Origin of the sequence: Streptococcus infantis (genome assembly GCF_000960085.1) — a bacterium.
Taxonomy (GTDB): domain Bacteria; phylum Bacillota; class Bacilli; order Lactobacillales; family Streptococcaceae; genus Streptococcus; species Streptococcus infantis_C.
In genome coordinates this window covers 235320-258868 of record NZ_JYGT01000010.1, presented here as the reverse complement: position 1 = coordinate 258868, position 23549 = coordinate 235320, and the positions used below count along the sequence as shown (strand labels likewise).

The window sequence follows — 23549 nt, the reverse complement described above, 5'->3', positions numbered from 1 at the left end:
CTACCTTAAATTTAATGTTTCAGATTTATTTTCTTATCTCTAATTTCATAAACTACATCTGCTACATTTTCGAGTAATCGTTTATCGTGGGTGATAAACACGATAGTTCCGGTGTACTCCTTCATTAGTATTTCCAAAGCCTCTAAACTTGGTATGTCAAGGAAGTTACTGGGTTCATCCATTATTAGGATGTTATATCTACCCATGAGCATTTTAGCAAGCAACAATTTTATAATTTCTCCACCGCTTAAAACAGATAAACTTTTTCCAATATCGTTCTGTTTGAACCCCATAGATGCTAGCACTGAACGAATTTCTGATATATTGTAGTCACAATCCTTCTGCATAAACTCCATAACATTCTGATTACTGTTGTACTTGTAACCATTCTGTGCAAAGTAACCTATTTTTGCCTTAGGCGAAATAGAAATTCCTTCTTCATGGTTTAAGATCATTTGGATTAAAGTTGTTTTTCCGATTCCATTACCACCAGTTAACGCCACTTTTGCTCCTAACGGAATTTGAAAAGATGCATTTTCAAACAGAGCCTTATCCCCAAATACTTTATTAATTTCTGCACCGACTATAGGGTATGGATTATGGAGCTCCAATGCTTTACTTTGCCTGAAACGAATTCTGCGAATGCCTTCCGGAGCTTCTACTTTTCCTAAGGCCGCAATCCTGTGCTCTAGGGTTTTAGCAGCATTATACATCTTTTTTTCCTTACTTCCTATTGATTTTTGATGAGCTAAACGCCCTCCGTCTTCAGTACTTTTTTTCTTTGAAGAACCTTTTGCCTTCTGTTCTATTTTACGAGCCTGTTTTCGCTTTTCCTCCGCAGCCCTTTCCAATCGGGCACGTTCCGCAATAAATTGTTCGTATTCTGCAGCTTGGCTCTTACGTTCTTCCTCTTTCTGACGAAGATAATCAGAATAGTTTCCCCAATACTCAGTGATTTTGCCATCTTTCAGTTCCCATATTTTATCTACTATTTCATCAAGAAAATAGCGGTCATGGCTAATAACTAACAGTGCACCTGTAAAATATTTTAGCTGTCCTATTAGAAAATCAATTCCTTCACGGTCTAAATGGCTCGTAGGTTCATCCGCTAAAATACCATGAACCTGTGCCGATAAGGCCTGTGCTATTTTAAGCCTTGTTTCTTCACCACCGCTCATAGTCTGTATATTTAATTGCTCAACACCTAGCTTGCCTACAAGTGCAAAATCTTTTTCCTCCTGCAGAGTTACTTCGTCCAACTGGGGAATATAGGCAAGTTCACCCAGACGATTCATTTTACATCCTGGGGGAGTTAATTCTCCTAAAAGTACCCTGAGTAAAGTGCTTTTTCCAGCACCATTTGCTCCTACTAAACCAATACGGTCATAATCATATACTTCTAATTCATTTATATCTAAAACATCGCGTCCTTTGAATTCCACACGAATGTCTTTTGCTTTTAATATTAATTCCATAACATTTCCTCCTGTCTATAATCGCATGCTTTCATTTGCTTGTATGCAGGGAAAACCCTGCGATTTTAGCAGGAAGAGTTACATGAAAATAAGATACATAAATATTCCTCCAATATTGTTTATTTTAAATCTAATTTTCTAACCTCAGTTATCATTTGGCAAACTATAGCAATGCCAATAATTAAAATACCTGATAGTAAAAACCAATGATTTACACCGATTTTATCAGCAAAGAATCCAGAAAGAATTAACCCAATTGGCATAGCAAGTGACATGATACTTCCGATCAAAGAAAATACACGTCCTAAATATTCAGGCTTAATTTTCTCCTGAAAAAGAGCTGTTTGCACACCGCTATAAAATGGCACCGAAAGCCCCATTATTGCACAGCAAACTACGAATATTACAAATCCATTTGGAGGAAGTATTCCCGAAACGGCTAAACTGGTCCCCATTATAAAAAATGAACTTGTTATTAGTAATACATGCTTTTCGAAGCCCCCTAATCTTCCTAATAATAAGCCTCCTGCTAGCATCCCAAATGCAAAGGAAATTTCCGTAATAGAAATATGCACAGGCGTTCCATTAAAGTGTTCCATGCTTATTAAAGGAAATAGTGCATTGATTGGCATATAAACAAAAGTATATAGTGTTCCTAAGAGTAATAAGGCAAACAATCCTTTGTTTTGTCTCAGAACCACAACTCCTTCTTTCATCTCCCTTATGAAATTTGGTTCTAAACTTTGCACTTGATTACCCAGCTTAGGTATACGTACAATTGCTACCGTAATAGATGCAATCACAGCACCCAATACGTCGATGGCAATAATAGCATTTAAATCCCAAACGGAGTATAAGAGTGCTGCAACTGCCGGACTAACAATATAGCTTATAGACTGCAAAGACTGACTATAGCCTGCGCATTTCGTTAGCTGTTCTTCTGGTACTAAAAGTGGTGTAACCGCATTGAGTGCTGGGGTATGAAAAGCTGTTCCAATGCTACGGATAAACAATACTATCATAATCATCCAGACAGGTAGCTCCATACAGAATGCAACAATAGCAAGCACTGCACCAGCTGCTGCGATAATTAAATCGGCACCAATCATTATCTTCTTCCTATCATGACGATCCACTAGCACACCAATGGCAGGTCCCAAAATCGCATAGGGTAAAAAACCTACTAATGAAGCCATAGACAAGACCATCGCAGATCCTGTTTTTTCTGTAAGGTAAAAAATAATCGCCATTTGCAGGATGGCACTAGTGATTAATGATACTGCTTGCCCTGCCCATATTGCATAAAATTTTCGTTTCCAATTGTTGTATTTTTCCATTTATATTATCTCCTGCATATTATTTTGCTTGAATTTCTATTTTGAATAGCATTCTAGGCAATAAAAAATGCAGGCCAAACCCCACAATGTGGCTTTTGGTCTGCATACATACAATTTGGAAACATTCATATTAAAGACATAGTTAAATAAAGGTATAGTTAAATAACCAATATCCTCACCGTAACTAATGAATGCTCAATATCGTATAAATAAGCACAACAAAAAAGCCTATCATCGGGTATAGATTCTGCTTTTTTTATTGCCAGCTTATCTTAAACGCATTGAGGCTGTCATAGTTTCGGTTCCTCCTACATCTTTGTTTATATCAATTTATAGTATAACACAACAAGATGATATGTTCAATATAAAAGTTATGGAATGAGACTCATACTTCCAATTCGATGCCAGATTTAAAGGATATGACGAAGTTTTCTTCATAGACTGTAACGCTCTGGATTATCTTCCTTAGTAGCAAGCGATTAGCTTTCACAAAATCTTCTGTTTGTAGTTTTAAAAATTCATCAGGATTTTCTAACTCAACCTCAAAATATTTCATTTTACATTCCCTCATTTCATTTATTGATAAATTGAGTTTGCAAAAAAGAGTGGACAATTTTTGTCTACTCTTAACCTTTAAAATAGTTTTTTTTAATCGATTTGAAGTTGCCTAAATTATTACTTATTCGGTAAAATGAAGTATTGCTTTCAACAGATTTCCTTCAACTACACTTCACTTGATTCAAACAAGGTGGGTACATTTCTATTCCCACAAACTCCTTGTCAATGGAAACAAACACGTACCCACAGGGTAAATGGAAATAGAAACTGATAATTTCTAGCTATCACTTCTACTCATTCCAAAAATTTTCTCACTCTGATACTTACCCACCATAAAGCAAAAAGCCTTGCAATCAAGGCTTTCATTATCCCTTTCGTTCAAAGGTTTCTAAGCTTTTACGAGCAGAGCGACACACTCAGCGGTTCGCTATCTCCGTTCTGTCTGCGTGCTAGCACTTGTCAATCACGGACAGCTATCGCATGGGCGGAAGTAAATGCTAATCTTCGTCGTTTTACTCCTTGACTAGCAAACTTACCGCCTCAACATGTGGTGCTAGCAAGCATCTATATTATAGAACGAAAGAGTTTAATTAGGCTTTGGGATTATATTATTGAACGCAACTATTTACTACTCAAATAGCTAGGCAATATTTACAGATCCTTTTTTTTAAACCGCTCCTTTTGCCTTTTAATTACTTTAACAACCTCATCATGGTTTTGCCCTTCAACAACTTGACATAGATGAATCCTTTGATCATCTTGACCAAATTTAACATGAAGTCTCCATCCTGAAATTTTATCAATATCTGCCCTATATACATTCCACTTAATACCAGTTACTTTATGTAATCTAGTTTTAGGAAAATCTTTAGTAATGTAATTATTATTATCTTCCAATTCTGCTATGGCTTCAATTAAAGCAGAATGATATTCTTCGGGTAAAATTCTACTACATTCAGCAATTACTCCATAATCATCCGCAAGTTTCTTAATCTGCATATCGATTCACCTCACTTTCCAAGTATGATTTTATCTCTTGGAAAAATGATTCTGATGTATTTCTTATCATTTTTTTAATATCATGGTCTCTCGAAAAAGCATATAATGTAATAATCTCTTGATTAAAAAGAGCATCATCATCAATAGAAACGATTGCTCTTGCAACCTGATCAACCTTAACTAGGTACAAAGTTGCATCTAATCCATATTTTTCTATGTTTGGCATCGATAACTTACTAAGTTTGCCAACTGATTTTTGTATACAAAAAGAAATAATCTTCTCAATTTCTTTACTAGTTACATTATTTTTCTTGATATCTCTAGCACCGTGACCAGTAGTCTGAAAAACAACTTCTCTTTGATCTATCATTTTGACACACACCCTCATCTATTATTCTTAAATGATTATACCACAAATACGCAACTAGGCTGTAACCATAATTAGGTTTTTATTGATTGAAACAGCTATCACTATTCAAGGTACTAATATTCTGATGCTCGTAAAATTGCATTAGTAAAATATGAAAATTAGAAATTTCTTTCAAGTGATAATTTATTGTCATATGGATTAATTCCTTCATCTAAAAAATCTTGATACAGTGGGCTACATAACCTCATTTCACCTTTACTTGAAAATTTTAAAAATGTTCCATATATTGGAATATTTGACAATAGATTGTATAGACTTTTTTCCATTGTTTTCCATTTATCTAAGTTTATTAATTTAATCAAATATAACTAACCTATCATTACTGAAGTAATTAAAGGTAAGATTTACTTTATCATAAACTTCCTGAGTTTCCTTATAAATCTTATCCGAAACATATGAAGATCTCAATTCGGATTTCTCAATAAGCACCCACTTTAACTGAGAGTATGAATATTTTGCAAAAGTAATCCATTGTGCGTAATTTATTGTCATTGGATTTTTTGTAAAGTAGATTTTCCCTGCATTAGCAGATGTGGCTATAGAATGTCCAATAAATAGCATCGTATGTAATTTGGGATGTTTCTCTCTATCCAACGAAAAAGGAATAGAATTTTTTATGGAATGTCCTTCGTTGATTTTCTTAAGGGCGTATCCAATTCTAATTATAACTTCAATAATCATTGTGGATATAGCCATACTACTAAAATGAATGAAATCATAGCCTTCGTAATACATTCCTTGTACTATTTCTGCTATTGTTTGATCCTCGTCACCAATTTTTCCAAACTGAAACAAATTAAATAATCCCATCAAGGGTGCAGGTAATCCCATTGATGTCGTAATATCAGATTTAAAATGAATTATCTGCTTTGCTATTGCTGCAAAAATATCACTTTCTTTTCTATCTGTGTAATTCTCCATAAATTGAGATACTATTTTCCCAGTTTTATCAATAGTAGTCATCTTACCATTTAGAATATCAGATACACCAATTACTAAACCAAGAAGTGGATCATGTCCAAGAGATAACAATCTATGATAGTATGCAGATAGTCCATTAACATTTACTTTGGTATGACGATTATCTTGAGCGTCAAAAGGGACTTTACTGACCTTTGAATTTGCCAACTTTTCCATTTCTTCTTCAGGGAATCGTTGATTGAACCAATCTCTTACATAATTAGATAAGGGACCACCATTTAAACCATGCGGAGTTTTCTTAGGTATTCCAATTAAAAGAATATCAATAATTGCTGCTAATATACCAGCTCCTGCACAAATCGATATATCAATTTTATCAAGTTTATGAATGTTGTTAAAATCATCTTGCAATGATTGAATAATTGTTTGATTAAGTTCCAATTCTTCGTTTGAGAAGAGTGCATCTAGTTCATTCATTGAACCAACTTCGCACTCCGCTTTTATTACTAAGTCTTCCCATGTAGGTACAACGATAGTTTGTTTTTTAGTTTTGGTATCTATTATTGGTAAATCAGTCAGAGTATAGCCTAGCTCTCTCAATAATTTTTCACTTTCCGCTATACGTTCTTCTGCAATAGACATCTCAGGTCTGTTTATTAAATCTAACTCTTTTGTTTGATAAGTTAAAATATTATTGAATTTTTGTTCTTCATCAGAATAAATGAATTTACTCATTGTTAGTCACCTAAATCATTTTTCAAATCCTTAATTGCTTGAGTTAAGAGGATATTTAAACTCTGTAAATAATCTAGGCGTTCCTTATCAGCATCTGCCTCAGTTTTCAGTGCTTGTATAATAGCTTCATGTTTTTGCAAAGCTTCTTTATATAATCGTTCTTTTTCCTGTTTAAGTTGTTTATTTTTTAGATTAGAAGCTAATAATATACCGCTTCCGGCTAATACAACGACTGGAGCAGCCATTACAAACACTCCAGCTACCATACCACCTCCAACAACACTGCCAATAGTAGCGAGACCAGAAGTAATACCAACAGCTGATAACCCTACAGTACCTAAACCATAAAGAGCTGCAAATGAACCTATCCCACCAATACCTGCTCCCAATGCTCCAGCTAACACTTCTGGGATTGGACTCTCTCTTATTGTACGTGTTTTATCATTAAGAGCTGCCGCGGCCTCATTAATTACATTTACAACTTGTTGTAGTGATTCTACACTTTGAAATACTAGTTCTTTACTCATAAAAAACCTCTTTATTTTATTATTTTAATTATACCATGTATAAATTGGAAAACTGCAACATAAAAGTTACAGTCTAACAATATTTAGCCCAAAACAGTGTAATGAATTATAACCTATCCTTTATCATTCACGAGAAATACTCACACATCAACATGTACTGACAGTATTTTCCAATACTATCAAATAAAAAGGAGTTCTTCTCTTTAAGATTATATTATTGAACGAAAATATCTATTCCTCTTCATAATAATTCCAGCATTCCTCACATAAAAATGGCTCATCCTCACTTGGTGAACCGAAATCATTACGACCACAATGCTCACACTATGTTACTTCATTAATTTCCCCACAGTTCAGACATCTACCAAAATCTGTGATAGTTTCATCAACACATATCCATTCCTCTCCACACTCTTGACAAGGTAAATCTAAAATAGGATCCGGGCCACCATCTTTGATAATAGAATATTTGGAACTTTCCGCTATCTCCTTATAATCTGTGAATTCAGAATTTATTATATCAACTATTTTTTCACCTAGTCTAGACATCTCGTGCTCTGAAATACCATCCATTTGGATAGGCATATAATTACCTTGAAACTCATTGAATTCAACCTCACCATAATTATATGACACGCTTCCAATTTCTTCTAAACTTGGACTACCGTCTTTTTTATACTCTAAATATAGGAAACTTTGGGAACCTTCAGAGTCGTTAATATCAGTATTAGCCTCAAAGCTAATTACGTAACCATCAATTTTGTTTTGAATTTCGAATACAACACTATTTGAATTACAATTCTCTAGTTCAGTGTAATCGCTGAAATTCAAATACTCACTGAATCTGAAGGATTCTTCAATTGATTCATAAAGTCTACTCAATTCATCATTGAATAGAGCTAGAATCTGATTACTATTTCGAATTATTACCCCACTCTCAATTTCCTTTAATTCAAGATTTCTTTCCGACATTAACACTTCCTGTAATAATTCAAACTCTTCTTCTTTAAGCACCTCCTTCGATTTTAACTCTAATGACATCTTTTCTAAACCACAATCTAAAGCTTTCTGAACAACATCTATTGAATGTAATATACTCTTATAGGCTGCTTTATCTATCAATTTATTGTGAGCGATATGATTTCGATTTAATTCAAAATCTTTGAATTCGGACAGAAAACTTTCAGGCAAAAGAGGGGAAAAAATCGTTTGCCACCAATCACTATATACAACTTGCTGTCTTTGTAGAATTTTAGCCAAATTTTCCGAATGTAAATTAGGTTGAGTCAATTCCATTATATTCTCTTCGGAAGACTCCCACTTCATCACTTTATTTGATAATATATCGTGCAAATCACCTGTATCAATAGACATCAATCTTTCATCTACATCTTTGAAATTATCAATTATTGCTTTGTAACCACCAAATCTACTTTTGTGTTTTTCTTGAATTTTTAATGATACAAGTTTCCACCAATGAATACCAAATTTCCGATTCATTACCAATGTAATAAATTTTCTAGCTAAATTTTCGACAGTAAAAACTTTAGGATATAAATCGGTTGCTAAAAATTCGGACTCAGAATCATATAGCCAGAATATTTTCTTGTGCTTTATTTTAATAAAATTTTTGACTATTCTCTTTAATCGCTCAAGGTATTCATTTTCTGTACTAATTATATAATTTTCGCTTTGAATTGAAACCATCAGTTCATAATTTTTTTCATAGGTACTATATTCGACACCAATTCTCCATATGTACTCTCCAGAATGAAAATCAATAAGATAAAGTGGTACTTCAGTTAGGCTATAAAATTGCCTATCTACTTCCTCAGCATCAATTATGCCTGATTCGACCAAGTAATTTTGAAATTCCATCATGTAACTATCGAAATTTTCAACAACTTTTTCTTCTGCAACTGCTACAAATTCAACTAATGTCTTCAAATTATTATTAACTCCAATTATAAAACTATGTCAATTATACCATAAAACCTCAAAAAGACTGCAACTTCCCAGTCACAGTCTCTTATAAATCTACCTCAGTTCCTTCAAGGAAAGTTACTACAATTTGTCCAGCTTCTGAAATACTGATGTGGTCGAGAAGTTGATTCATGATTACTCCATCAAATTTATCTAGATCTAGTATCTGATACATCTGCCTTGCATAGTGCTTATGGAGAAGATTTGTTCCTTGCTCAAGCTTTTGCCACTTAGCTACCATATCAGATTTATGTTCTTGTAGCAGTCCAACTGCTTTCATAAAGGCTTTCTCAAGCATTTTTTCATCTATATGATTGTTTAAACATCCAATCTGGCCTTTGATTCTATATCGATTGTTACACTGCCAAACCTTCCGTTTACCACGACTTGTCGTCCAGTTCTTTCGACCAAATGCTGAACCACACTCGGCGCAAAATACTTTTGTTGTAAAGGGATTGTTTTCTTTCTGCATGATATAGAACTGGAGCTTATGTTGTTCTCTAAATCTCTTTCTTCTTTCTATTTCTAACTGAACAATCTCCCACTTATCTCTATCTAAGATTGCTTCATGATTGTTTTCAATATAATATTGATTAACTTGTCCATCATTATCAATTCTTTTCTTTGTCAGAAAATCAACGGTATAGGTTTTCTGAAGCAAAGCATCACCCTTGTATTTTTCATTTTGAAGCATTTTCCATATAGCACTTGGGCACCACTTTGCTTTACCTGTGCAACTTGGTATTTCCTGTTCTCTTAACTCTTTGGAAATAAATTCTGGACTGTATCCTTCTAGAAATCTATCAAATATATACCTTACGACATTAGCTTGTTCATGGTTTATAATGAGATTTCCTTTTTCATCTTTGTCATATCCCATAAAGTTTGTAGTGTTTACTTGAACTACACCACGCTCAAATTTCTTACGAATTCCCCAAGTTGAGTTTTCTGAAATGGATCTCGATTCATCCTGTGCGAGTGACGATAGAATGGTAAGTAGTACTTCTCCTTTTGAATCTAGACTATCAATATTCTCTTTTTCAAACGTTACTCCAATACCTAAATCTTTCAGTTCTCTTACATACTTGATGCAGTCCAATGTATTTCTGGCAAATCTACTAATAGATTTAACTAAAATTCTATCCACCTTACCATCTCTACAATCTTGTATTAGTCGGTTGAAAGCATCACGTTTTTTTGTATTAGTTGCGGAGATTCCTTCATCTGCATAGATGTCTACTAACTCATAATCTTCATGTTTCAAGATGTATTCACGGTAATAATTCACCTGATTCTCATAACTTGATAGCTGTTCTTCTTGGTCTGTAGACACTCGACAATAAGCGGCTACCTTGACCTTTCTCTGAGTTTGAGATTTGACTGTTTGCTGAGGTTTTTTGGCCGGTATAACCGTAATGTTTTTCTCCATCTTCTATCCTTTCTAACACAATTACTGGTAAACTTAGTTTCCAATCTTCAATATCCCTTTCAGGGACTCTCATACCTTTACATGAATTTTTTCCTTCTTTGATATATTTGGAACAACACCAAACAATCTTTTTCTTATAAGATACCTGTCTTTTTAATGTTGAACCACAATATTGGCATTTTAACATTCTGGAAAATTTATAGGTTTTATTTGTACCTTGGATCCGAGAACGGCTTTTCATTTTTACCTGAACCTTCTCCCATATTTCCTTAGAAACAATTCCTTCATGATTATCTTCGATATAGTATTGTTCAATCTGTCCTTGATTTAATTTCTTTGGACCGTTTACACCGTCATGAAAGTATTTTTGAAGTAGTAAAGAGCCTTTGTATTTTTCGTTTTTTAAGATATTACGAATTGTGCTGTCATACCATTTCTTTCCTGTTACAGTTGGAACCTTGCCCTCGTTAAGTTTTTTAGCAATCCTATGTGTACCCATTCCTTCTAAATAACTATAAAAGATGGTTCTTACTATTTGCGCTTCTGCTTTGTTTATAACAAGTTCACCTTTTTCATTTAAATCATACCCTAAAAACCGTTTAGCATTAATGAGTAATTCTCCCTTCTGGAACTTTCTACGAAAACTCCATCGTTGGTTTCCGCTCATGCTTTGTAACTCTTCCTCAGCCAAACTTGCTAACACAGTCAAGACAACTTCACCTTCATTGGATAAAGTGTGGATATTCTGCTCTTCAAAAAAGATATCAATACCAAGAGTTTTTAATTCTCGACTTATTTCAAGAACATTGATGAGATCTCTTGCAAACCTTGATATTGACTTAGTATGGATAACGTCAATTTGTCCTTTTCTACAAGCATCTAGCATAGTTTGAAAATCAGGTCTATCATACTTTGAACCTGAAATCCCTTTGTCACAAAAAACACCCAAAAACTCAACATCATCACGTTCAGCATACAACTTTTCAAAATAGACTTTTTGATTCTCTAGCGAATCAAGTTGACTTCCGTTGGTTGTAGAAACTCGAACATATGCACAAATTCTCTTTTTTCTATTGTTATTCTTTGCTTCAATTTTTCTTATATTCATTTTTCCTCCTACAAGAAGTTTTTACACACTATATATCCCTCTAAACGCAATATTAGTCAAGTAATCAGAAACCCTGTACTTTAACAAAATGTCTTTATTGTCCTCTTACCTAAATAGGTACTTTCAAGATAGATTTTTCCGGTTTTAAGAAAAAATCAAAAAGAAAAAGCCTGATGTACTTCACCAGGCTTAGATTTTTTATTTGAAATTTAATCGCAATATGTTATAATAAACATAGAAAAAGGAGCTGAGCTACCAACTCAACTCCAACGTAGAACCGTTAAAAAGACGGTAGCTCGTATAACAGATTTAATCCGTCCTACTCGCTCAAAAGTGGGGACGGATTATTTTTTGTCCTTGTCTTTGAAGATTTTATAGCACAAGCCAATCAAAGTAATGGCAAAACTACCAAAACCAAGTATTGTCTGTACAACTTCAAATGCGGTCAAAAGAGTGCCCCTCCTTTCCGTCAGATTTTGTGAACTGCCCATAGGCATCACCTCTCTTTCGGTATAAGGAGCCACCGTCTTCACTTTTCTACAATAGATATTATACCACATGAACCACCAACTTCGGTGGTTTATTTTGTTTAAAGATTTATTTTAAGAGTAGTATCTACAAACTCTTAGTTAGTAGTAATCAAACCATCAGGTTCAATCGTAAATTCTGGTTTTACTGATAACGAACCATCAGACTTGAGATAGTACCATCCGTTTCCTGATTTAATAAATTGCTTAGATTTCATATCCCCATCTTTTTCATCCAAGTAATACCAAGTTTCACGATATTTTACCCAACCTTTAGCCATTCTACCATCCGACTTAAAATAGTACCAACGATGATCGATATGCATCCAACCAGTAACCATGGCACCACGCTTATCTAAATAAAACCAATCCTTGCCATCATGGAACCATTTATTGATGAAACAGTAGCCTCTATTATCAAAGTAGAACCATTCTCCGTTGATATTTTTCCATTGAGATTTTGGATAAAAGCCATCTGCTTCTTCCCACCACCAACCAACTTCGTTTCGTTTCCAGTTTCCTTCAGTTAGACCAGATTCAATATCTTTCTTAAACTGTTCTCTACTAATGCCCCATTTTGCAAGGTATGGATAGGGATCTACATGATCACTTCCATTATTTGGTTGGTTGTAAGTACAAAATTGATGAGTTTTAATCCCAGCAAGACTACTAGAATCTAGAGTTTTAGGGATTCCAGCCTCGTCAGCTAACTCACGTAATAGCTTGACATAAAGTCGATAATCTCTCATGAATTCTTCTTTAGATTCATGACTTTCTATTAGTTCAACTTGAGCGTAACCTTCAACATTCCATCCGCCACCAACATCATAAGCACCTCGGTCTACTAACCAAGTTTGCATGATACGACCATTCCCTACCACATGGGAGAAAAATCCTGACTCAACTGGACGACGCAAATGGTAATCCGCTTCATTTTGTGCTGTTGAGTTAGGATTACCTGTAGAGTGAGCATGAACTTGTCTATAGGGTTGCTCACCGATTTGAGGAAGATTTGTTCGTAATCTACTTTTATCAACTTCCATGATTATCCTCCTTATCATCGTTAGACTTTCCTTCAGTTAGATGTTCAAAAGCTTTTAAAATTGGTTTAAAAAGTAGAATATTCCCTTTTACTTTTTGATAGTTCTCAATTAGTGATTGGAAAGTAAAAACTAGGTATCCGATATAAATCGAATACAGAAACATAAATCCAGTTTTTTCAGGCAACAAAACAGACATCGGAATCAATAACAGTAACATAAAAATCCCTAAGACTTTACGAATTAATCCATTGATTCCAATTCTACTCTTATACTCAACATCTGGATTTACAATGGCAGCAAATGTGCCTGATGCAAAGTCTACAATTTCCATGATGACAATTAACGCTAACGCATACAAAATAAGCCCATCTTCTGTTTCGATGAGCTTTCTTAAAAAATTAAACAATTCAATATCCATTTTTAATACTCCCTATTGTTCTTTTTTATTTGACTCAATTTCAGCTAAAACAGCATCTTCTAATTCATATCGTTTATCTCGGAACAATTTTTCTTGGTTTCTCATTTCGTGACGATGCTCCGCATAGAGCTCTGAATGATAGAGAAACTCAGATACTGTAGAAACACCATGTTCATCAACATCAACAGTATACTGCTTAACTACTTCATCGCCAATCTTCAAATTTCCAACCAAACGTGTTGTTTTAGTAATTTCTAATGCCATTAACTTTCTCCTTTCTCTCTTTTAGTTTTTACTTCCTCAAATAAGTCTTTTAGGTCTGAGTCGTATTCTAATACATCTTTCATTAACTGCAATTCGCTTGCAACAACCAAATAAAGAGCCTCATTTTGTGCTGCTTGACCTTCGGTTTGTGCTAGTTTCTTAGTCAACGACTCCATTGCTAATTGATGGATTAAATCTGTGTTCATCTTCTAACATCTCCAATCGTTTATTTAATTTTCGAATATCAAGTATTAACTCTTGAATTCCTTTTAAAGCGATATTCGTTAATCTTGTATTATCAAGATTCAGAAAACCACCATTTTCATACACAAGTGACGAGTCAATTTGTTGAATATCTTGAGCGATGAGTCCAATTTTGGTATGAGCCTTTTGAATACGATTCCCTATTTTCTTCCAGTCATATTCTTTAAATTGAAATCTTTTGATAAAATCGAGTGCTTTATAGTTAGATAAGCCTATATTCTCTTTTAAGTTTTTATCAGAAAAATGTTGGTTAACAATTTGCCATAAGCTATAAGCCTTTCCGTTATATGAGTAGTAAATATCATTTCCTGATCCACCAAAGTCTAGAGATACATTATTAGAATTCCAATAACTAATAGTTCCTGTAGTTGAGCCATTAATGCTACTTTTGCCGTACTTTAACCAGCCAATTCCTTTTGCCTTAATGTATCCTTCGACCGTCAATAGAAAATCATCACTATCACTTGCAGTGTTTCCAGTAGTAAAATCTGAATCTTTGTAAATAAATAAGCCGTAAGGAACATTGTCTCCTCGGCCATAAGAACCTATAAATTGTACGCCTAAACCATCTTTAGAATTAAACTGACGAGGAACATTAATCTGTAATCCACCGTTGATAGCGTCAAATGAACCATAAGCACCTAACTTAATTTTTGTTTCTCCAGTTAATAATCCACCAGAAATTGTGGTTCCAGTTATTGTGCCACCCTGAATTCTGTCACCACTTAGTAAGCCTGACTTTATTTGACTAGCATCGATCCTAACACTTTGTACACTATTGATAAAAGCATTCTTAGCAAATAGCTGTCGTAAATAAGCTTCATTTGCAACTAACTTATTAAAAAACGCTTGATCCACGACAATTTTATCTGCGGTTACTGAATTCGATGCTAATACCATAGTAGTTACAGACCCAGATTCAAAGTTTGATGTCTTTAATTTATCAATCATTCCTGATTTAATGACTGCTCTATCAATTAAAGTATCCCCAGTGATATGAGTTGCCTTGCCAATAATTCGATTGATTCCATTTGCACCTAAATTAATCCCTGAAATTAAAGATCCAGCATTAGTTAAATTTTGAATCGAATAGGAACCTTGATGTTGCTGAACAAGACTTTCTGTTGCAATTTGTTGAAAGGATGTACTATCTACAAAGTTATTAGGTGGCTGACTACCTCGAACAATTGAAATTTGGCCAACTGCCACAGTGCCGTTCTTTTCTAGCCAAATATGAAGCCCAAAATCATCTGTTTTTGTCACGGTTTTATTTATCGTAAAAGTTCCTGTAAAAATTTGAGCTGCGCCCGTTCTAGTCGGACTAATGGTGAAACCTCCTATTGAGTTACCTGATTTAATTTCAAAACCAACTTTTCCATCAGGTAGTACATCTATCCATAAATTGACCCTATAAGAAAGTTTCTCACCAGCAACAAATTTTTGACTATGAAGAGGCATTTGGAAACCACGCCAACCATTTGTTGTCCTACCACTTTGTGCAATTCTTAGCAGCTTGTATTCATTAGTTCCAGTCATAACTAAATTCGAATTCGGTTCACGTTCTCTATATTTACTAAAATTGGTTGGATCGTATACTAAGTTTTGGTTATCAATTAAATCACTGACTCTTGTAATCAGTCCTTCGGATGTTTGTACAACCTGACTAATTGTTTTGCCTTGTTCACTAATAGTTCTTGTATGACTACTTAGAGTATCTTTTACTTCGTTAAAAGCCGTTACAGTTGTTAAATCTTCGATAGGTTTAGTCCAATAATTTGGGAAGATATCTCCAGTAGTAATCATTAAAGCTCTCCAATGAAACTTACCTGAACTCGCTCCATCAATACGAAATTGTAATTCAAAGTTTTTAAAATTATTGAACATCTCATCTGTTACGATTCGAGAAATCTTAATAAGATGGTAGTTTGTACCAGTTTTTAATGTAGTAGACCAAGAGGTATGAAAGGGATTAGAATGAACACTCCATACAGCACTATTATCTGATTTTTTATAGCCTGGACCTTGTAAGATAATTCTAGGAGTAACAGTTGAATCTAATACAACATTATCGACAGAAATATAAACAAATAGATTGATTTTTGTCCCTGAATAAATGCCAGTCGAATCACCATAAGGAATTTTTCCTAATGTTTGAATCCAATTGAGTTTCGAGTTTATTTCTTTGTATGAAGTCCAACTATCACTGGAACCAGATGCTAAGTTTCGATGAGAAACACTAGTTGGTATTAAAGCTTTAGTTTCACTAATAGTCCGACTGAAACTATTGGATGTTTCTCTAACTAAGTTTTGCACGCTAGAGTTCGTTACATATCCTCTATCTAAAATATTTTTATCAACATCTGATTTAGTTTGAAATCCTTTTAAATTTATTACGGATTCTACCTGACTACTGGTCAATCGTTTGGCTATTTCACCTGCTTGGATTTTAATTGTTGTTTCAGTACTAGCAAGTCGATTTGTCGTTTGATTAAAATCTGTTTGTGATACTTTAGTCTTTATAGCACTTGCAGCAACTTGTAAATCAGCTTTAGTTTTAGATATTGCTAATGCGTTCTCTGATATTCTTTGGAGTGCTTCACTAGCTGTTTGTTTAATATTTTCTACATAGGTCTTTTCAGCTTTTAGATTTATTTTATCCTTGGCTTGTGATATTTCCGTTCGTTGTTGCTCTACGGTATTTTTGATAGCATCAAAGTCTGTCTTTGAAACCTTGTTAGTAATAACCCCCTTAAGCTTATCAATTGAAGATTCTACTGTCGTAATTTGATTCAATAAGCTATTCTTGCTGAGTTCAACTAAACGGTTTGCTTCAGCAATAGCTTCTTTTTTATAATTTAAGGTATCTGTTAGTACTGTATTAGTAGTTTCTTTAACTTCTTTACTGACCTCTAAGGCATGATTAGCTAAATCTCTACTACTATTTGCTTTAGCCAACACATCGTTGTATCTATTTTCATTAAGTGATTCATTAGATAGAACTTTAGAATCAACATCAGCAATCTTTCCTTCAATCTCTTGACGAATACCATCTGCGTAAACTTCTGCACTAGCTTTGACTTTTTCAATATCATCTAGAATTGAATCTTTTTGTTTAGTGAATTCGGCATCAAATGCTGTGTTCGCATTTCTCAAAGCTTTTTCAATTGCGACTTCTTGTAATGTGAAACCAGAGTCTAAAATTTCATTTGCGACAGTTGAAATTGCACTATTTGAAGTTGAAGCACCTACCATTGGTTTATCATCAAAAGTAATCGATATATATTCTTGTGTCAGTGCATCAAATTCATAAGCAACTGCCTTTTTGGGAATATCGATCCCATGTTTCAAACTCTTGATATTTACGGTATCCCCTAAATGTACAACCTGCCCATCGAGTTCATAGGCTTCAATCGTAATAGCATCCGATAACTTATCAATTCCTTCATTCTTAAACTTAGCCTCAGCCCACTTCCTTAACTCCTCAATGCTTTTAAGAGTATTATTTTCGTACTCTTTTTCATTGATATATGGATAGAAAGTGATTAGAGGACTATCGACAGTAATTTTAATTGTCTGGTCTTTATCTTTACCATCTGGTTTAAATGTTGATTTTGCATGAATACGAGTAATGATTGATTGAGTTGATTTGGTTCTCTTGTAAGACTTTAGATTCTTATGTGTTGTTATGACAACACCCCTATTTTCACCTCTATTCTTCTTGATTGTCAGAGACAAATTGTCACGAATCAACTCCCCTTCCCAAGTTCCTATGATAGAATGGGCACCATCCATTAAGACAGCATAGAGTGTCTTTACTTCATTTGTATTGAAAGTACGGCGATCTGTAACATCACTCGTAAATGAAAAATCACCAAGATTGGTCTTAGTATTTTGAACCATTTGGGATAAGGCCATACCACAAGTAAGATTAGCAACACTAATTGGTTCGATAGACCGTTGCATAATATCATCTGAAATATGGTAGGCGGTTATATCCAAACTATCATCGTTTTCAATTGGTTTTTTAATACGAAATAACTGGAATCCTAAGACAGGCACAGGAGCCTTGATAAGCATATCCTCTTTTATTTGTTTATAGATACCAGAATCGGTAATTGGATAGCGAATAGATAGGGTGAAATCACCGTTCAGGGTTTCTTTTACAATAGCAGAGCTGGTTTCATGAAGAGGTAATCCATTCCACTTTGCAGTTCTGATATCTTTGTTCAACAAAAATAACATTTAAGCCCACCCCCAATTTGTTTCAAAGCTTAAAGAAGTAATACCTCTACCAAGAACAACACCTACTTCTTTTTTAGAGCTTGGATCAATAGTGATAAAATCACCAGACCATTTGATGTACTTTTTGCTAACCGTTAGAAAACTTGGACTATTTGGTTCGTTTACCATTACAAGAGGTTCTGTAAGTTTTTCAATTTTAATAACCTGATCTCCAATCGTAAACTGAGTCTCAGTTGCCGAATTCCCCATTATCGTTATTTTGGGGAACGCTAGAGACGTCCCTTGAACTCTAAGTACACCGTTTGATGTCAAAGTTTGTCTATCCATTGATTTAAAAAACTTTGTAGGATGACAAATAAAGGTAGCTTTCGTCGCATACACACCATCTCTCTCTTGTTTTACCTCAGTACATTTTACTCGGTAACACCAAAGACGTGTGGTTTTCATCCGTTCACTCTCAAGCCAAAACTGCTCCTTGATAAATAGACCCATAAATTGATGGAGTTGTTCTTCTGAGGGCTTAACAATGTAAATCGTATATGATTTTTCAATCAAATCTCGGTGCCGATTTGTTTGCGAAAGAGCCCCACTCATTCCTTTATGTTCTAATAAACTCGTCTTACTCTCCGCTAGGATAACAGAAGGCGATTCGTGGACAATCACCTTAAAAGGAAAACTAGAAGTTCCAATTCCATCTATGACTAACTCGTTTCTTTTAATCATATAGTGGCTCCTCTCAATTGTTTTTGACGTGCTAATTCTTCTGCGATTCGACTTGCTACTTCATTTGCTATTTTTTCAATATCTGCCTGTTCTCGGATGATATTTCCAGTAATCGAAATGTTGATGTCTGGCATTCTTAAATCCATCGTTCTTGCAATACCTCTTCCAATTGCCCCAAGAGTAGATTCATTTAAAGGGAGTACCGCTTCGTTTCCTGCTTCTCCTCCTACCATTAGGGAATTCCCTATTGTTCCGAAGGCAGTTGGTTTTGTTAAAATTCCCCCTTTTGCATACCACTCAATTCCGATTCTAGGAATTTGTCCCTTTAACCAATCCAGAGGGTTTGCAGATCCTGACACACTAAAATGAGGTAAAGGAATGTGTGGCCACTGAAATCTGAAATTAAAGAGGTTTTTGATAGCAGTTATAGCAGTTGAAACTGCATTTTTGGCAGTGTTAATTGCATTTGAAATCGTATTTTTTACTCCATTCCAAACATTGGACACTGTACTTGAGATTCCATTTAGAATACCTGAAATAGTTGAACTGATACTATTCCAAATTGTACTGACAACGTTACTAATTGCTGATAAGAGATTACTAATTGTGTTCTTAATCCCATTCCAGGTGTTGGATATAAGTTGACTAATAGTACTTAGAACTAAGCTTACAATTGACTTGATGGATTCCCATACTGTTAAAATAACTGTCTTTATTGTTTCCCATGCACCAGACCAATCTCCTGTTATAACCTGCATGATTGCTTTAATAATGCCTAAGACAAGATTGATTGCCGTTTCAACTACTTGTTTGATGATTTCCCAAGCTGTGCCGATAATCAGTTTTATATTTTCCCATGCTGCCTGAATATAGGGTTCTAGAATTGACATAACGGTAGTTATGACTGTTGAGATTGCATTCCAAACTGTGGTTGCAGCTGCAAGAATTAAATCTTGATTGTCAGTCCACCATGAAGTTAGAGTCCCCCAAATGCTTAAAATAAAGTCTGATATTTCTTGAATGATAGTAGATATAAAAGAATATATAGCATTCCAAATATCCATTACTGCTGTTCTAAATCCCTCGTTATGTTCCCAAAGTTCTTTTATACCAACAATTAACAAAGCTAGAACAGCTACAATTCCTAATACTATAGCAATAACAGGTGCTACACTTGCTATTAAGCCACCAATTGTGACACCCATTGCTAAGGTAGCTGCCTGAAGTGCTAAAAATATAGGGAGTAATAATCCTAATCCAGTAATGAGGCTACCTACAATAATGATAAATTGTTTTACTGGCGTTGATAAACTAGAGAACCACTCTGCAACTGAACGTAACAAATCAGCTAAAATCTCTAGTATCGGTGCAAAAGTGACAGCAATAGCATCCCCAACTTCAGCCAATGCTAACTTCGCTTCATTTTGAGCAGTTGTAAATTTATCAATTGGATCTAGTGTCGCTTCATAAGTTGAGCCGACTGTTCCTGATGCTTTCTTTGCTGTTTCAGCTAAGTCATCAAAAGATAAAGCACCACGATTAATAGCATCCACCATTCGTGGAGCACCCTTAGTTCCAAATATATCTGAAGCGAGGGTTAACTTTTCAGTTTCGCTAGTTGAATTTTTAATTTTTTCGATGGTTTCAGATAAACCTTGCTGTAAAGTCTTTCCTGATGCCGCATACTTCACCGATGCTTTTGATAAGGATGATAAAGAGGCTGATGAATCCACACCAGCCTTTTCAAATTTCCCCATTAAAGCCACACCCTCATCAAATGAAAACCCTAATGCCTTAATTTGTGGTGCTCCAGAAACAATCTTATCCATCAGATCTTGAACACCTACACCAGTAGCTTGACTGGTAAAGGTGACAGTATCAAGAACACTAGACAAATCCGTTGCCTGTAAGCCGTATGCTTCTATAGCTTTCTTAGCTGAAATAGCTGATGAGGTAACATCACTCCCATTTATGGATGCGAATTGGATGAGATAACTTGAAGCTGATTTTAAACTATCGCCGGTTAAACCAAATTGTGTGTTCAACTCTCCGACTGCACTACCAGCAGTATTAAAGTCTGTTGGAATTTCAGTAGCAAGATTTTTTGCGATAGTCGTCATCTCTTCTAAAGCTTGGCCAGAAGCACCAGTTTTGGTGACAATGATATCCATCCCTTCATCAACTTCGTTAAAAGCTTCAAGCGACTGTTTCCCAAAATCAATCAATTTTTGTGATAATTCTGCTAAACGATCACTGAATTCCATTAGGATATCTGCCTTTAAGAGATGATTGATTTCTGATAAATTATCCTTCGCACTTGTTGAACTAGTGCCCATCTCTTCCATCTTATTTTGAAGATGATTATAGGCCGTTTTGGTATCATTTAGAGTCTGTTCCAGTTTATTGGCTTCAATCGAGTTTTCGCCATACTGAGATTTTGTTAGTTCTAGCTGTTTCTCTAAATTCTGAATCTGTTTTTCTAGTAAAGAGGAACTTTCATTTACTTTTCTTTGAGCTAAAGCTAGCTTTTCAGATTCACTAGCATTTGAAGAAAGTTCACTTTCTTGCAATTTAAATTGACTCGTTAATTTTTCACTCTCAGAAGCTAGACGAGCTTGTTCTTGTTTCAAACTATCCCATTGACTTTTAGTAGTACCTATTCGATTACCATTTTCCGATAAGGCTTGATTGACACCCTCTAGTTTGCTTTCATAACTTTTCAGTACTGTCTGAGTAGTTTCTACTTCCCTTTGAAAGGCTCGATATTGTTCCGCCCCAATATTACCAGACTTAAATTGTGCTTCAACTTGTGCTTGTGCCTGTCTTAAGGTAGCTAACTTTTCTTTAGTAGTTTCAACTTGTTTAGCAAGCACTTCTTGTTTTTGAGTAAGGAGTGTGACATTTCCTGTATCAAACTTAAGAGCCTTATCAATTTGTTTCAATTCTTTAGTTGATTCAGCGGCTTGTTTATTTATCCCTTTTAAGGCATTTTGCAAGGGTTGTGTGTCACCACCAATTTCTATTGTGATGCCTTTTATATTTCCAGCCATGTTCACATCTCCTTTCTATTAAAAATTATCAAAATCACTTTGATTCGCTTTTCTTGTGTTGCTTGTTTCATTTGTTCGCAAGTTTACATAGTCAGTTTGATAATCAAGAGCCATCCCAATTGAAATATGTTTTAAGTCGTCTATGGATAAACCAGTTTCCTTACAACAAAATAGATAGCTTTCTACCGTAAAGATTTCTTCACTTGCTGTTTCTGTTTGATCTGCTTTTTTCTTGTATTCATTCCTTGGTTAAGCATGTTCATTAAGATAGTTGCTACTTCTTGAACTGGAAACTCCTCCATCTCCATAAAGAATTCTTTGAATGGTTTAATTTTTGGATTAGCAGATTTAGCAAACACCCAAAAAATTCTGTGAAAAAAAGTCATATCAAAATTGCTCAGGATGGATAGATCAATGTCACCAGTTTCGAGTTTTTCTTCCTCATTTAGGTGCTCAATCTTATCAAGAATTGACTGCGTACTCACCATTGAAAACAAGTCTTGAAAATAATCTTTACCAAACTGTTCTTTATAGGCAATCGGTGTATAGGCATTAGTAGCCAATTCATAGGTCTTTCCTGAAATTGTAATACTATCTCTCATCTGTAACTCCTTTATTCACGAGGTTCAAAGACTTCCTTGAACCAATTCTGACGAATCTCATCACTTGTTTCTTCTGTCGTTTTGCGACGTACCACCTTATCAAGTGGACGGGGGCTTGCAGTAAAGTTTAACTCAACCTCATTAATATCTGAACCAGATTTTGTTTTTGATCCCATTGACGGACGTGATGCGTAACAGTAATACAAAACATGAAGTGTTTCTTTCTTATCTCCTTCAAAACGAAACATCAGAGCGAAATTCTTCTTTTCAGCATTTGCGATTTCAGAAATCGTTTTAGTTGTTGGATCTAATTTTTCTCCTAAGACACGAGTTAAAAATTCTTGAGTTAATAAGGCGAGCTTCAATGTTCCCTCATAACCATCATTTGATTCCGAAGTATAAAAGTTGATATTATCTGCCTTGTATGAACCTTTGTCACCAGTCGGTTCCAAGGTTAGTTCTGCTGCACCTCGTAATCGTTCAACCGTTCCATAAGTCAATGCACCATTTGAAGCTTCAGTTGTAACTTCTGCCCAATGAACATCTTGTAATCCGAATGTAACTTTATTTTTTTCAGTCATAACTATCCTCCGTTTAATGAAATGTAATATGTAATTTGATAGAGTTTTTCAGTTGAGATATAAGTCTCTACTTTGTCAAAAAAAATTGAATGACTATCAAATAAGTCATCCATCTTAGTTTCGATTCCTAAGTCCTTCTTTAAGGTATATAGTTCCACTTGAAGATTAAGAGTCTTATGATAGCTCCAATTATCAGCTCCAGTATTTTCAGAGTCCTTAACAAGATATACAATAAATGGTGGAGCTGGACTTCTTCCTTCTTCAAAATGATGATAAGCTACTGGCAACTTTGATTTTATTAAAATGTTATAGAAATCTTTTAATGTCATGAAA

At 34.7% G+C, this 23549-nt stretch carries 21 protein-coding genes; all 21 read right to left on the bottom strand.

Going from position 1 to position 23549, the window contains the following annotated elements; all coding sequences use genetic code 11:
• Positions 1-11: 11 nt before the first annotated feature.
• The 21 genes from msr(D) to TZ94_RS08755 all read right to left on the bottom strand — a co-directional run bounded on the left by msr(D) (position 12) and on the right by TZ94_RS08755 (position 23545).
• Positions 12-1475, bottom strand: a complete 1464-nt coding sequence (gene msr(D) / locus TZ94_RS08855) for an ABC-F type ribosomal protection protein Msr(D) (protein ID WP_000420313.1) — start codon at positions 1473-1475, stop codon at positions 12-14.
• 119 nt (positions 1476-1594) lie between these two features.
• Positions 1595-2812, bottom strand: coding sequence for a macrolide efflux MFS transporter Mef(A) (gene mef(A) / locus TZ94_RS08850; RefSeq protein ID WP_000417519.1), 1218 nt, complete (start codon positions 2810-2812; stop codon positions 1595-1597).
• Positions 2813-3197: 385 nt separating this feature from the next.
• A complete protein-coding gene (locus tag TZ94_RS08845) occupies positions 3198-3368 on the bottom strand; it encodes a hypothetical protein (protein ID WP_000873143.1) in 171 nt (56 codons plus the stop codon).
• A gap of 653 nt (positions 3369-4021) precedes the next feature.
• Positions 4022-4369, bottom strand: coding sequence for a hypothetical protein (locus tag TZ94_RS08840; protein ID WP_045616021.1), 348 nt, complete (start codon positions 4367-4369; stop codon positions 4022-4024).
• A complete protein-coding gene (locus TZ94_RS08835) occupies positions 4359-4739 on the bottom strand; it encodes a hypothetical protein (protein WP_142321381.1) in 381 nt (126 codons plus the stop codon). Before TZ94_RS08835 ends, TZ94_RS08840 begins: the two co-directional genes overlap by 11 nt.
• Before the next feature lie 354 nt (positions 4740-5093).
• Positions 5094-6455, bottom strand: a complete 1362-nt coding sequence (locus TZ94_RS08830) for a hypothetical protein (protein WP_045616019.1) — start codon at positions 6453-6455, stop codon at positions 5094-5096.
• Between the two features lie 2 nt (positions 6456-6457).
• Positions 6458-6982, bottom strand: coding sequence for a hypothetical protein (locus TZ94_RS08825; protein WP_045616018.1), 525 nt, complete (start codon positions 6980-6982; stop codon positions 6458-6460).
• A gap of 324 nt (positions 6983-7306) precedes the next feature.
• Entirely contained in the window at positions 7307-8929 is a 1623-nt protein-coding gene (locus TZ94_RS08820; protein ID WP_241767295.1) for a hypothetical protein, read from the bottom strand.
• Positions 8930-9011: 82 nt separating this feature from the next.
• Positions 9012-10373 (bottom strand): recombinase family protein, encoded by a 1362-nt coding sequence (locus TZ94_RS08815; protein ID WP_071788272.1) that lies wholly within the window; start codon positions 10371-10373, stop codon positions 9012-9014.
• On the bottom strand, positions 10261-11502 hold the full coding sequence (locus tag TZ94_RS08810) for a recombinase family protein (RefSeq protein WP_045616016.1): 1242 nt from the start codon (positions 11500-11502) through the stop codon (positions 10261-10263). Before TZ94_RS08810 ends, TZ94_RS08815 begins: the two co-directional genes overlap by 113 nt.
• Before the next feature lie 344 nt (positions 11503-11846).
• Positions 11847-11993, bottom strand: a complete 147-nt coding sequence (locus TZ94_RS09645) for a putative holin-like toxin (protein WP_347228286.1) — start codon at positions 11991-11993, stop codon at positions 11847-11849.
• A gap of 134 nt (positions 11994-12127) precedes the next feature.
• Positions 12128-13072, bottom strand: a complete 945-nt coding sequence (locus TZ94_RS08805) for an N-acetylmuramoyl-L-alanine amidase family protein (RefSeq protein ID WP_045616015.1) — start codon at positions 13070-13072, stop codon at positions 12128-12130.
• Positions 13062-13490, bottom strand: coding sequence for a phage holin family protein (locus tag TZ94_RS08800; RefSeq protein WP_045616014.1), 429 nt, complete (start codon positions 13488-13490; stop codon positions 13062-13064). Before TZ94_RS08800 ends, TZ94_RS08805 begins: the two co-directional genes overlap by 11 nt.
• 12 nt (positions 13491-13502) lie before the next feature.
• The gene (locus tag TZ94_RS08795) at positions 13503-13754 is read right to left on the bottom strand and encodes a hypothetical protein (protein WP_045616013.1); all 252 of its coding nucleotides are present in this window, start codon (positions 13752-13754) and stop codon (positions 13503-13505) included.
• Complete coding sequence (locus TZ94_RS08790) at positions 13754-13960, bottom strand: hypothetical protein (RefSeq protein WP_001090723.1); 207 nt, start codon at positions 13958-13960, stop codon at positions 13754-13756. The genes TZ94_RS08795 and TZ94_RS08790 overlap by 1 nt, the downstream gene beginning before the upstream one ends.
• Entirely contained in the window at positions 13914-18260 is a 4347-nt protein-coding gene (locus tag TZ94_RS10095; protein ID WP_052689746.1) for a phage tail spike protein, read from the bottom strand. Before TZ94_RS10095 ends, TZ94_RS08790 begins: the two co-directional genes overlap by 47 nt.
• Positions 18261-18983 (bottom strand): phage tail protein, encoded by a 723-nt coding sequence (locus TZ94_RS08775; protein ID WP_045616011.1) that lies wholly within the window; start codon positions 18981-18983, stop codon positions 18261-18263.
• Positions 18980-22033, bottom strand: coding sequence for a phage tail tape measure protein (locus tag TZ94_RS08770; RefSeq protein ID WP_045616010.1), 3054 nt, complete (start codon positions 22031-22033; stop codon positions 18980-18982). Before TZ94_RS08770 ends, TZ94_RS08775 begins: the two co-directional genes overlap by 4 nt.
• Positions 22034-22215: 182 nt before the next feature.
• Positions 22216-22635 (bottom strand): hypothetical protein, encoded by a 420-nt coding sequence (locus tag TZ94_RS08765; RefSeq protein WP_045616009.1) that lies wholly within the window; start codon positions 22633-22635, stop codon positions 22216-22218.
• An 11-nt stretch (positions 22636-22646) separates the two neighbouring features.
• Positions 22647-23216: a major tail protein gene (locus TZ94_RS08760; RefSeq protein ID WP_045616007.1), complete on the bottom strand. Its 570-nt coding sequence runs from the start codon at positions 23214-23216 to the stop codon at positions 22647-22649.
• A 2-nt stretch (positions 23217-23218) separates the two neighbouring features.
• Complete coding sequence (locus TZ94_RS08755; RefSeq protein ID WP_045616006.1) at positions 23219-23545, bottom strand: hypothetical protein; 327 nt, start codon at positions 23543-23545, stop codon at positions 23219-23221.
• Between the last annotated feature and the right edge of the window lie 4 nt (positions 23546-23549).

Excerpts from the sequence above, each read along its gene's own strand:
- TZ94_RS08835 (WP_142321381.1), bottom strand. The coding sequence starts at position 4,739 with ATGATAGATCAAAGAGAAGTTGTTTTTCAGACTACTGGTCACGGTGCT.
- TZ94_RS08825 (WP_045616018.1), bottom strand. The coding sequence starts at position 6,982 with ATGAGTAAAGAACTAGTATTTCAAAGTGTAGAATCACTACAACAAGTT.
- TZ94_RS08790 (WP_001090723.1), bottom strand. The coding sequence starts at position 13,960 with ATGAACACAGATTTAATCCATCAATTAGCAATGGAGTCGTTGACTAAG.
- TZ94_RS08810 (WP_045616016.1), bottom strand. The coding sequence starts at position 11,502 with ATGAATATAAGAAAAATTGAAGCAAAGAATAACAATAGAAAAAAGAGA.
- TZ94_RS08770 (WP_045616010.1), bottom strand. The coding sequence starts at position 22,033 with ATGGCTGGAAATATAAAAGGCATCACAATAGAAATTGGTGGTGACACA.
- TZ94_RS08775 (WP_045616011.1), bottom strand. The coding sequence starts at position 18,983 with ATGATTAAAAGAAACGAGTTAGTCATAGATGGAATTGGAACTTCTAGT.
- TZ94_RS10095 (WP_052689746.1), bottom strand. The coding sequence starts at position 18,260 with ATGTTATTTTTGTTGAACAAAGATATCAGAACTGCAAAGTGGAATGGA.
- TZ94_RS08830 (WP_045616019.1), bottom strand. The coding sequence starts at position 6,455 with ATGAGTAAATTCATTTATTCTGATGAAGAACAAAAATTCAATAATATT.
- TZ94_RS09645 (WP_347228286.1), bottom strand. The coding sequence starts at position 11,993 with ATGGGCAGTTCACAAAATCTGACGGAAAGGAGGGGCACTCTTTTGACC.
- TZ94_RS08795 (WP_045616013.1), bottom strand. The coding sequence starts at position 13,754 with ATGGCATTAGAAATTACTAAAACAACACGTTTGGTTGGAAATTTGAAG.
- TZ94_RS08765 (WP_045616009.1), bottom strand. The coding sequence starts at position 22,635 with ATGAGAGATAGTATTACAATTTCAGGAAAGACCTATGAATTGGCTACT.
- TZ94_RS08760 (WP_045616007.1), bottom strand. The coding sequence starts at position 23,216 with ATGACTGAAAAAAATAAAGTTACATTCGGATTACAAGATGTTCATTGG.
- TZ94_RS08805 (WP_045616015.1), bottom strand. The coding sequence starts at position 13,072 with ATGGAAGTTGATAAAAGTAGATTACGAACAAATCTTCCTCAAATCGGT.
- TZ94_RS08800 (WP_045616014.1), bottom strand. The coding sequence starts at position 13,490 with ATGGATATTGAATTGTTTAATTTTTTAAGAAAGCTCATCGAAACAGAA.
- TZ94_RS08840 (WP_045616021.1), bottom strand. The coding sequence starts at position 4,369 with ATGCAGATTAAGAAACTTGCGGATGATTATGGAGTAATTGCTGAATGT.
- TZ94_RS08845 (WP_000873143.1), bottom strand. The coding sequence starts at position 3,368 with ATGAAATATTTTGAGGTTGAGTTAGAAAATCCTGATGAATTTTTAAAA.
- TZ94_RS08755 (WP_045616006.1), bottom strand. The coding sequence starts at position 23,545 with ATGACATTAAAAGATTTCTATAACATTTTAATAAAATCAAAGTTGCCA.